Source organism: Algoriphagus sp., assembly GCF_029254265.1.
Lineage (GTDB): Bacteria > Bacteroidota > Bacteroidia > Cytophagales > Cyclobacteriaceae > Algoriphagus.
The window spans coordinates 1-8,637 of record NZ_JAQWXX010000032.1 but is presented as its reverse complement, the minus strand read 5'-3'; the positions used below and the strand labels follow the sequence as shown (position 1 = coordinate 8,637).

The following is an 8,637-nucleotide window of genomic DNA, read 5'->3' as shown; positions in this document are numbered from 1 at the left end:
AATTACCTGGACGAGTTTTGTTACAAACTCAACAGAAGATATTTCGGTCAAAAACTCTTTGACAGACTCATTATTGCTTCGATTTAATCATACTGGCAAGATTGCGGATATACATATTTTTAAAAACTTAAAAAGATGGATCAAAGGCACTGGCATAAAACTTCCAATTGCTATCAGCATCCACATTTTGATTGTAGGAAAAGCGAGATTCAAAAGGTTGTCGAATGGGCTTACTGAACTTGCTGTTAACAGCAAGATGGTGCATAAAACAATAGCTCCCCACAAATGTAGATTTCTAACTATTCCATTTTTAAATATGTTTTCTCCTCTTTTTATCAAATTGAAAGGATGAAGTAATTGGGCAAAAGCAAGTGTGAAGAATGCCACATTGTTTGTTTGTATTTCCTCCAAACCTAAACTTTTGGACGCATAGACATAAACTCCCAGCACGCTAAAAGTCAAAATTAATGCATACACGACTAATGATTTCCAGTGGGTATTTGTGAGTATAGGTTCATTGATGGTTCGTGGTTCCTCTAGTACCGATTTTTTATTGGATTGCCCCATGCCAAGTGCAAGTGCAGGAAACACATCAGTTACGATATTTAGAAAAAGTATTTGTAAAGGAAGTAGCGGTGAACCCCAGCTTAAAAATGCTGCAGTAGATACAACCAGTATCTCACTTAGATTACAGGAAAGTAAGTAAATAACAAAATTCCGAATGTTATTGAAAATGATTCGACCTTGTTTAATGGCAACAATAATGGACGAAAATGAATCGTCCTGTAAAATCATGTCTGCAGCTTCTTTGGCTACTTCTGTACCTCTTAATCCCATGGCAACACCTATGTCAGCTTTTTTTAGAGCTGGAGCATCATTCACGCCATCGCCTGTCATTGCGACGACCATTCCCTGAGATTGATAATACTCGACTAGCCTTAATTTTTGCTCTGGGCTTACTCTGGAAAAAACTGAAGCGCTTAATAATTCGGTACTTTCATTTTCTCCAAATGCTAAATCTTTTCCTTCAATAACACGATCATGTTGGTCGGTAATCAATCCAATATTTTTTGCAATGGCCCTTGAAGTCTCTGGGTGATCACCTGTAACCATTATTACTCGTATTCCGGCATGATGACATTCGGCTATAGCATCAAAAACATCCGGTCTTGCAGGATCCTGAAGACCTACTAGACCCGCCATAATCAGGTCTTCTGCTTTTTCCAGATTGGTATCCTCTGAAACTTGGTATGCCCCAGCTAAAACTTTCAAACCTTTTGCCGAAAGCAATTCTGTCTGCTCCAACCAGTAGCTTTTCCCCTCTTCATCCAGCTCTTTTATCGAACCATCTAACTCATAGTATTTGCAGTTCTCTAGAACTGCGCTAGTAGCTCCTTTCATAGAGGCTTGGGAAAGCTTTCCCTTTTTATGGAAAGTTGTCATTATCCTCGTTTCACTTTCAAAAGGGATTTCTCCAATTTCTGACCATTGGTTATGGAGTAGCTTTACTGAGCCAGTTGAGATTTTCTCTGCCCACAACAACAATGCGATTTCTACGGGATCGCCAACATTTTTCTGATCATGGTTGATTGCAGCATTATTGCAGAGAACCATGATCTCCATGAGTTTGTCTTCGGAAGAGGAATTTTTTGTGTCGAAGACTGTTTCTGTGACTTCCAGTTGGTTTTCAGTAAGGGTTCCTGTTTTATCAGTTAGAATAATATTTGTACCTCCTAGTGTTTCCACAGCAGCTAATTTCCTTACAAGGACTTTCTTTTTCGATAACCTCAGCATCCCGCTGGCAAGCGCTATGGTCGCGACAATAGGAAGACCTTCAGGAATGGATGCGACGACTAAAGCGATAGCGGTTTCAATCAATAGATATAAGTCTTTTGACTGAAGAAGTCCTATTCCCACAAAAGGAATCATTATGACAATGCTCAACCAAATCAATGTTTTACTGAATTTGTCAAGCTTTTTGTTTAGGGGGAGTTCTTCTTCCTGAGCCTCATCCATCAAAGTGGAGACATGACCGATCTCAGTATCTTTCCCAATGAAAACAATAACTGACTGCCCGTTGCCTCGAGTGACAGCAGTACTACGGAAAACCATATTGCTTTTATCTCCAATGGAAACCTTTTCCTTGATTACTTCAGTTTGCTTACTTGAGGGCAGAGATTCTCCGGTTAGTGCAGATTCATTTATCTCAAGCGCATTGGTATTAATTAAGCGCGCATCTGCTCCAATCAAGTCTCCTGCCTCAAAAGAAAGGATGTCTCCAGGTACTAATTCTTGGATTGGAATAGAAATCAGTTTTCCATTTCGCTTTACTTTTGCGCTGGGCTGTTCAAGTGATTTCAATGCAATCATAGACCTATTGGCCTGTGATTCTAAGATGAAGCCAATAATCGCATTTATGAATATGACTGCTATGATGGCCAGAGCCTCAAAAAAATCCCCAAATAGGAAGGAAACTATGGCTGCAACAATTAATAAAAGGACAATTACATTTTTAAATTGTGCTATAATTATGTCCCAAGAAGATCGTGTTTTGGCAGAGGGGATAATATTCTCCCCATATTTTGAACGCCGTCGTAAAACCTCTTCATCAGTTAAACCTATTTCAGGATCTACTTCAAAAAACTGAAGGATTTCTTCTATGGGCTGATTTTCTGGGTTTTGCACGAGATATTAAAAAGGTTATATCCAAATTTGAAATTTAGAATTGGTTTATCCAATGATTTGAGTGCATGTTGTAATAAAAATTCACCTCAATTTTGATCCTAGAGTCACATTTTTTTGGATTCACTTTGTTTATATTTCAAGTTCTATTTCCCATCTTATTAAAATAATTAACCCTATTTAAATTTTGATAAAAAACGAATCCATAATATCCAATTGTGATCATTTTAATTGAAAAAATAGATCAACTACTTAGGGTGCTCATTTTCCTGAAAATGAAGTTTTTTTAGCAGTCAAATAGGTTTAGCTCTAAAAAACAAAAAGTGGGCACGTCCTCTATCGAAGTACACACCCACTTTATCTTATAAATCCCATAGGACGTACAAGATGTCAAGCTATAGTTATTGTGGCTTTGTCTTACGCTCCCAGTTCTCTAAAACTGAGTTTTCAAACGCTAAATCAATCATCTTTCTACTCTTCCCAAATGGTTGCGTTACAACCAGAATTTCCGAATGCTCCGATAATCAATTCAAGTGGTTTTAGCACTTGCCTTTTATCTTTTGCTTGATGTGTTAAAGTTCGGTTTTAAAAACGGGATTCGTAATGACCTAGATCAGTGTTTGGATTGATTCTGATCAAGTTTGAAACTCCTTTTTTGCAAAAATCAGAATTCCCAAATCCCTGACTTTGGGGTTTTGGAAAAGCTGGAAGATCTGGGAAGGATTTGGTAGGGAATGGTTTAAAAAACAAAAAGTGGGCACGTCCTCTATCGAAGTACACACCCACTTTATCCTATTAATCCCGTAGGACGTATAAGATGTCAAGCTATCGTTATTGTGACTTTATCTTACTCACCCAATTCTTTCAAACTGAGGTTTCAAACGCTAAATCAATCATCTTCCTACACTTCCCAAATGGTTGCGTTACAACCAGAATTTCCGAATGCTCCGATAATCAATTCAAGTGGTTTTAGCACTTGCCTTTTATCTTTTGCTTGATGTGTTAAAGTTCGGTTTTAAAAATGGTATGCGTAATGACCTAGGTCAATTGAGGGATTGATTCTGATCATTTTGGGTTTTTTAAAAATTATAAAAACTAAAAGTCAGAATACAACGAAAGAATATTGATAGCCTCTTTTCGTCTTTTCCAGAATTTTCGGTTTTTGGTAGTTTGGGTTGAAAGAGCCAAATATTATGGTAGGGTGGTTTGTTGAGATTTGGCAGAAATTATTTTAAGTTTTTTCGTATTCAAATCCAAGTTCTATCATTAGAGAAAGCAGGAGATGGATAAGATGTAACACAAATTTTGTTTTTTAATCTTTTTCAAATCGCCCATATTTTTCTCGAATTTGAATACGATAGGTTATGAACTGCGTAAAGGGTTTGGTGAGAGAAGGTAATTTTTCCATACTGAATTTTGGAAGGCTACTTTCACCAGTTTTAAATGGCAACATCCTGTTGGTTAGAAACTGTTGAGCTTGTTCGACTTCACTTCCTTTTAATACTTGAAATTCGCCTTGGATGATTACGCTTTGCCAATTTGCTAGGTTTTCAATTCGATCTACCTGAAAACAGACAGAAGGGTTTTCTTTGGTGATTTTAGTCTTTAGTCCTTCTTTGGTATATCCATAAATGCACTCCCTGTCATAATAATAAAAAACGGGAACAACGTAAGTAGTACCATGAGCATGACAACCCAAACGTCCTACCAGTTCAGATCTGAGTAAAGAGTCGATTTGTTGTTCATTTAGAGTGCCAATCATGAATTCTAGGAATAAAAGCCAAGTATTCTATCCAAGCCTTTTGGATTAAGAACTTCTATATTTCTGCCATCAATTTGTATCAGTTTGTCAGCTTTAAATTCTGACAACAAACGACTTATGGTTTCCTTAGCGGTGCCTACAAGATTCGCTAGCTCCTCTCTGCTCAACTCTATTCCGTTTTCCATATATGTCTCATTCAAAGAAAGGAGACTTTCGGCTAACCTTCCTCTAACAGGTTTATGAGCCATTGAGACCATTTTTTCCTCCACTTCGATCAAATCTTGGCATAACAGGCCTGTGAAATAATCAGAGACTTCACCTGATTTAATCAAATCCAGGAAATCCCTATTAGGAATAAAAATCAAGATAGAATCCTCAATAACTATCGCACCGGATGTATATCTGCGGCCAGCTAATAAATCTTTATAACCCAAAAATCTACCTTTTCCGGCAATAGTAAGAATCTGCTCTTTTCCATCACCGCCATATTTAAAAATCTTCACTTTTCCGGATTTGATAAAAAATAAACCGTGAGGCATGCTACCTATTCTAAAAACGACCTCTCCTTTTTTATAAAGATTCTCTTCAAAACTTTGATCCTTAAGAGGATCAAAAGCAAATTTAAAAAAGGGAGGCAATCCTGAGCCTTCTACCATGTCCAAAGAGTTTGTTTCGTAAGAAATCATATGACATTGTTTTAAGTGTGAAACTTCCCAAATATCATAAAATTGGAGTACTCGAATTAGACGTAAAAAGCGTATTTTTATCTAAGTGAAATGCGTATTTTTCTATATAAAATACTTTTTCTTAATGGGATTTGTCTAAATAGTGTTTGCTTTGATCTTGATTTGTTTCAATTTCCCCAAAAGTCTAAACATCTATGATTTTATTTTTCAGAGCGAATTTGACAAGCCCGGCAGTGTTTTTTGCATTTAGTTTTTGAATCAAATTTCTTCGGTGAGTATCAACTGTTCTATGACTGATAAAAAGTTTTTCAGCAATTTCTTGATTGCTGTATTCTTCTGAAATTAATTTTAAGATTTCTATTTCTCGTTTTGTAAGCCTTGCAGGATAATCAGATTCTCGATCAGCTTTTCCCTTGATCAATTGATTCATAATTTTCTCGGAAATCTCAGATGAAAAATAAGTCCCTCCATTGTACACCTGGGTAATAGCTTCTTTCAATTCACTAATATTTGTGTTTTTCAAAAGGTATCCCAATGCACCCGCTTTAAGTGCCTCTTGAATTATGCTAACTTCATTGTGCATGGTCAAAATTATGACATTTACGTCTGGATATTTCCCGACGATTTCTTGGGTAGTGGTGATCCCTCCCATGATCGGCATACTGATATCCATTAGAACAACATCGACTAAGTTTTTATCTAAAAAAGACAGGGCTTCTTCACCATTCTGAGCTTCGCCAATTACTTGAATTGGTCTGTGATCTATCAGGGAGTTTTTAATCCCTTCTCGTATCAATTCATGGTCGTCTACCAATAAAACTTTGATTGTTTTCATAGTGGAATGTTAATTGAAATTGAAGTGCCACCCTGAGTACTTGAATCAATGTTAAATTGTCCTTTCAATAATTCGAGCCTAGACTTTAGATTGCTGATTCCAAGACCTGTAGTCAATTTTTCAGGGTCAAAACCTATACCATCATCTTCGACGATTACAAGAATATTATGACTACTTCGGGTCACGTAGAGATTTATGTTCTTTGGTTTAGCATGGCGAATTGCATTACTAATAAGTTCCTGTACGATTCTATAAATGGAAAGTGAAATTTTATTATCTAGATTTTTTAAATCTCCGTGGAGACTCAGATTTAATTCCACTTTTGTAGACTTATCAATAGTTTCTCCTAAAAATTCTAGAGCTTTGGCTAAACCATAGTCTTCAAGTATTTTTGGCGATAAGTTTTTCGAAATAGCTCGAATTTCGTCAAAGGTATTATCCAGCTTTATTTTAATATCGGTATATATAGCCTTAAATCTAAGATTGTAATTTTCTAGTTCAGGCTCCAGAGCGTTCAAATTGAGTCCAATAGCAGAAATTGCTTGACCTACTCCATCGTGAAGTTCTTGTGCCAGTCGCCGTCTTTCCATTTCCTGGCCTATGATTAGTGCTTCCTTTTTAGCATCTTCCAAGAGACGTTTTTCGGTGACGTCCAACCCATTGCTTAAAATGGCATCTATTTCCCCACTTTTATTTCTTATTACTGTATTATTCCATTCGATCAGACGTTTGTCACCCTCAGAATTGATTATGTTATTCTCATGTGTGTTAGTATCTTCAACTTCACCATTTAACATTTTTTTAAAAAAATATCTCATTGACTCCATCTCATCTAAAGGTAAAAAATGAGCAAACCAATTTTTCCCAACCGCTTCTTTTTCAGAAACACCTAGAATTTCACTTCCTACTTTATTAATCAAAACAATATTTTCTTGAACATCTAAAATTAGAAATATCGTGCCTGTAACCTCTAAATATTTCTTTAACAGATTTTGCTGATATCGAATTTGAGTTATCCATTTTTTACGTTCAGATACATCTGAAATAAAGCAAACAACTAATAACTCATTTTCGTATTTCACATAGCTTAACCCAATCTCCAAGGATAATCTTTCTTTAGATTTTTTTATTCCTGTTAATGTTAAGCCGGAATGCAATTTTCGAAATCCGAGGTTTTTTATAAAATCTTCACGATGAGCGGTGTGTTTTTGTTTGAGCTCTTTTGGAATCAGTTTTTCCACTTCCATGCCAATGATTTCATCCAATGAATATTCAAATAAATTGAGACAATTTGGATTGGCTTGAATGATTTTGCCATTGGAATCAGTGATTAAAATTGCTTGTGTTGAGTTTTCAAAAAGCAATTCGCATAATGGATCTGGATTTAACCTACTAGTTTTTAGCCCCATAGAAAAATATTTATTAAGTAATCTAAAATACTAATTTTTAAATTAAAAATTATTTTTCAACATTTAAAATTAAATAATTTGTTAAGAATTTAATTTTAAATCAGTTAAATCTAACTGATGGATAAGTTGATAGATTAGCTGTTTTTTTAGATTTGGCCAACGCGTAAAAACGTCTCTGAATTTAACTATTGGAATAACTAGTAATAGTGAATTTCTTTTTATAATGGCAGAATGTCTTGCTTCATAAAAATTGAAGAGTGCATTTAATCCAAAAAAGGACCCTTCTTTCAGCTCATGTAATTTTACTTCCTTCCCATTGCCATCAGTTTTACAAAGAACTACTTTTCCACTAATTAGATAAAATAGTTGAGAAAGTTGTTCTTCATGTGTACAGAGTTTTGTTCGCTTGCACTTAAATAAATGTTCTCCATTTTTCAGAGAAGAAATACTGTCATTTGGATTTATAGTTGAAAGGAGATAAGATTCAACTTCATTTGGAAACGTTGAGATTAGCATTTCATTTGTTTTTTGGAAACTGCTTAAGTATTTCCTTTATAGTTTGTTTAATTCTATCTTCTGTATAAGGGGTGGGTGGATCTGTTAGCCTAGAATTTCCTGTTCCTTGCCAAACAAGCTGTTCTTTTTTAAAATCAACAAAATGTATAATTATAGTACTAGTTTTTACAGTATAAGAGGAAATACTATATTCTGGCCAATACCTAAAAGGAAATGGGTAATAATCATGGGCTACATAATGTGTGTTTTCATCAATTACAATATGAAAATCAATTAGTAAATCAGGGTCAGATAGAGATGGCGTCAATCCCAAATTGATTAGTTCTTTTTCAACTGCATCTGAAATTCTTTTTCTGTTCAGTTCATTATCAATCATTGGATTTCCTTTTGAAGGTTGTTCTTGATTTTTAGCCCATTTGAAAGTTTTGTATTGATTCAAATCTACCGTACGGTCATAGTCTGAGGTGACATAAATTTGTTCGGAACAGCTGGATAAAAACACTATTAACAATATAAATCCAAATGTAATTTTCATTTTTTAAGTATAAAATTTACTTGAAACTAACTTATTTTTGTTTCATGATAAATGATTGATATCAAAATATAGAATGATTTTAATCAATATTGTTTTTTAGAGGTGTCCGCTTAACATCATATCATATTTGAGATATACATTTTATCTGCTTTTACCATTCTGATGATTAGATTATTGAAGATGGTGTCTTTGTTCTGGGAGCGATTAATTCG

Annotated in this window: 7 protein-coding genes and 1 pseudogene; all 8 read right to left on the bottom strand. The window is 35.0% G+C overall.

Annotation, left to right across the window (positions count from 1 at the left end):
• Window positions 1–87 precede the first annotated feature (87 nt).
• Window positions 88–2,685, bottom strand: coding sequence for a cation-transporting P-type ATPase (locus P8O16_RS04510; RefSeq protein ID WP_300311312.1), 2,598 nt, complete (start codon window positions 2,683–2,685; stop codon window positions 88–90).
• A 1,309-nt stretch (window positions 2,686–3,994) separates the two neighbouring features.
• On the bottom strand, window positions 3,995–4,444 hold the full coding sequence (locus P8O16_RS04505) for a pyridoxamine 5'-phosphate oxidase family protein (RefSeq protein WP_300311310.1): 450 nt from the start codon (window positions 4,442–4,444) through the stop codon (window positions 3,995–3,997).
• Between the two features lie 5 nt (window positions 4,445–4,449).
• The gene (locus P8O16_RS04500; protein ID WP_300311308.1) at window positions 4,450–5,130 is read right to left on the bottom strand and encodes a Crp/Fnr family transcriptional regulator; all 681 of its coding nucleotides are present in this window, start codon (window positions 5,128–5,130) and stop codon (window positions 4,450–4,452) included.
• 184 nt (window positions 5,131–5,314) lie between these two features.
• Window positions 5,315–5,965 carry a response regulator transcription factor gene (locus P8O16_RS04495; RefSeq protein WP_300311306.1) on the bottom strand — a complete coding sequence of 217 codons (651 nt, stop codon included), beginning with the start codon at window positions 5,963–5,965 and terminating at the stop codon, window positions 5,315–5,317.
• The gene (locus tag P8O16_RS04490; RefSeq protein WP_300311304.1) at window positions 5,962–7,374 is read right to left on the bottom strand and encodes a PAS domain S-box protein; all 1,413 of its coding nucleotides are present in this window, start codon (window positions 7,372–7,374) and stop codon (window positions 5,962–5,964) included. The genes P8O16_RS04495 and P8O16_RS04490 overlap by 4 nt, the downstream gene beginning before the upstream one ends.
• Before the next feature lie 81 nt (window positions 7,375–7,455).
• Window positions 7,456–7,890, bottom strand: a complete 435-nt coding sequence (locus P8O16_RS04485) for a cyclic nucleotide-binding domain-containing protein (RefSeq protein WP_300311302.1) — start codon at window positions 7,888–7,890, stop codon at window positions 7,456–7,458.
• Window position 7,891: 1 nt separating this feature from the next.
• Window positions 7,892–8,425 carry a DUF4136 domain-containing protein gene (locus tag P8O16_RS04480; RefSeq protein WP_300311300.1) on the bottom strand — a complete coding sequence of 178 codons (534 nt, stop codon included), beginning with the start codon at window positions 8,423–8,425 and terminating at the stop codon, window positions 7,892–7,894.
• A gap of 116 nt (window positions 8,426–8,541) precedes the next feature.
• Window positions 8,542–8,637, bottom strand: a pseudogene (locus P8O16_RS04475) (IS1595 family transposase); the annotation flags it as partial.

Coding starts and splice junctions, on each gene's coding strand:
- P8O16_RS04505 (WP_300311310.1), bottom strand. CDS start 4,444: ATGATTGGCACTCTAAATGAACAACAAATCGACTCTTTACTCAGATCT.
- P8O16_RS04500 (WP_300311308.1), bottom strand. CDS start 5,130: ATGATTTCTTACGAAACAAACTCTTTGGACATGGTAGAAGGCTCAGGA.
- P8O16_RS04495 (WP_300311306.1), bottom strand. CDS start 5,965: ATGAAAACAATCAAAGTTTTATTGGTAGACGACCATGAATTGATACGA.
- P8O16_RS04490 (WP_300311304.1), bottom strand. CDS start 7,374: ATGGGGCTAAAAACTAGTAGGTTAAATCCAGATCCATTATGCGAATTG.
- P8O16_RS04485 (WP_300311302.1), bottom strand. CDS start 7,890: ATGCTAATCTCAACGTTTCCAAATGAAGTTGAATCTTATCTCCTTTCA.
- P8O16_RS04480 (WP_300311300.1), bottom strand. CDS start 8,425: ATGAAAATTACATTTGGATTTATATTGTTAATAGTGTTTTTATCCAGC.